Below are 1,581 nucleotides of genomic sequence, written 5' to 3'. Positions count from 1 at the left end.
CCCCGAGCGACGTGATGAGGGTCGTGTCGGCCGTACCCGGCCCCGCGATGGTCCACGGGTTCTCCCGCACCGCGCGCACCAGCTGCGCACCCAGACGGTGCATCGCGAACGGAGATCGCTCCGACGCCGTCGCGAGACGATGGATGCCACGGGCGAGCCCGATGAGGCTCACCGCGTGCACGGGCGCTCCGCACCCGTCGATCGCAGTGACCGCGGGCCGCTCGCCTGACAGGCGCTCGACCGTTTCGCGCACATGCACCTGAAAGGGATGGTCGATCTCCAGGTAGCCGTCGACGTCCCAACCGCTCGCGCGGCATGCGGCGAGCATCGCCGCGTGCTTGCCCGAGCACTCCATGCGCACCCGCGTCTTCGGGGAATGATCACGCACCAGCGCATCCCGGGTCTCGACATCGTTCGGCCAGGCCGCCGGGCATTGCAGCGCGTCCTCCGTGAGCTCCACCGACTGCAGGATGCCGCGCACGACATCAGCGTGCCGGTCGGTGCCCGTGTGGCTCGCCGTCGCCAGGCCCCGCTGTACATCGTCGAGCTCTGCCCCGGCGGTGAGCGCTGCCACCGCCTGCAGCGGCTTCAGCGACGATCGAGGAAGGATGGGCGCCGCAGGGTCGCCGAGCCGCAGCACCTCGGCGCCGTCGGCGGCGAGCACGACGGCGCTTCCCGCATGGCGGGACTCCACGAAGCCGTTGCGCTCGACGACGGCGAGCTCGGCGGCATCGGCGATGCGGAAGGTCTCGGGCATCCCCCCAGCCTATCGTCGGGCCTCTCCGCCCCCACCGCCTCGTGTGCGTCCGGCCGGTGCGAGACTGGGCGCATGATCGGCGAGCACACCTATCGCGTCCGTGCCACCTGGGATGGCAACCGGGGAGCGGGAACCACCGGCTACCGCGACTACGATCGCGCGGTCACGTTGGCGATCGACGGCAAGCCGGACCTCGCTGCGTCCTCCGACAAGCCCTTCCGCGGAGATCCGACACGATGGAACCCCGAAGATCTTCTCCTCGCGGCGCTGTCGGAGTGTCACCTGCTGTCCTACCTTCACGCCTGCGTCACCGTCGGCGTCGTCGTCACCTCGTACGAGGACGACGCTCACGGGGTGATGCGGGAGGACGGACGGGGCGGTGGAGCCTTCGTCGACGTGGTGCTGCGCCCCCGGGTGACCGTCGCGGACGCGTCGATGGTGGCCGCCGCGGAAGCCGCGCACGCGCAGGCGAACGAATGGTGCTTCATCGCCAACTCCGTCGCCTTCCCGGTGCGGCACGAGGCATCCGTCACCGTCGGCTGAGCGTCACGGGTGGTCCGCCCTCGTCGGCGCCAGTTCAGCGGCGCTCGTGGGGGAGCGCCTGCTTGATGCGCTCGATCGCGGTCGGAGCCGGCGGCTCGTTGTAGATTCCCGCGAGTTCCTGCTCGGACAGGGCGTGGATCGCGGCCATGATCGCGTCCGTCGCCTGTCGTCGGGCGCGGCCCGACGACGCCGGGCCCAGGTGGCGCAGCTCGAGGGGTTCACCGAAACGCACGACCATGCGCGGACGAAGCTTGGGCACCTTCGCGCCCACGGGCATGGCG

2 protein-coding genes and 1 pseudogene are annotated in these 1,581 nt (G+C 71.0%); 1 reads left to right on the top strand and 2 read right to left on the bottom strand.

Annotated elements, in window-relative coordinates; translation table 11 throughout:
• On the bottom strand, positions 1 to 757 hold a 757-nt coding region (locus ASG00_RS10860; RefSeq protein ID WP_235559500.1), incomplete at its 3' end, for an asparaginase.
• Between the two features lie 72 nt (positions 758 to 829).
• Here ASG00_RS10860 and ASG00_RS10855 point away from each other — a divergent pair.
• Positions 830 to 1,300 (top strand): OsmC family protein, encoded by a 471-nt coding sequence (locus ASG00_RS10855; protein ID WP_056209471.1) that lies wholly within the window; start codon positions 830 to 832, stop codon positions 1,298 to 1,300.
• Positions 1,301 to 1,334: 34 nt separating this feature from the next.
• On the opposite strand, the pseudogene ASG00_RS18155 reads toward ASG00_RS10855, so the two are convergent.
• Positions 1,335 to 1,581: pseudogene (locus ASG00_RS18155) on the bottom strand (1-acyl-sn-glycerol-3-phosphate acyltransferase); the annotation flags it as partial.

It is taken from the genome of Microbacterium sp. Leaf351 (genome assembly GCF_001423825.1).
In the GTDB taxonomy this organism is placed as follows: domain Bacteria; phylum Actinomycetota; class Actinomycetes; order Actinomycetales; family Microbacteriaceae; genus Microbacterium; species Microbacterium ginsengisoli.
The sequence above is the reverse complement of the archived record's forward strand: the minus strand, read 5'-3'. Positions and strand labels throughout refer to the sequence as shown.

Excerpts from the sequence above, each read along its gene's own strand:
- ASG00_RS10855 (WP_056209471.1), top strand. The coding sequence starts at position 830 with ATGATCGGCGAGCACACCTATCGCGTCCGTGCCACCTGGGATGGCAAC.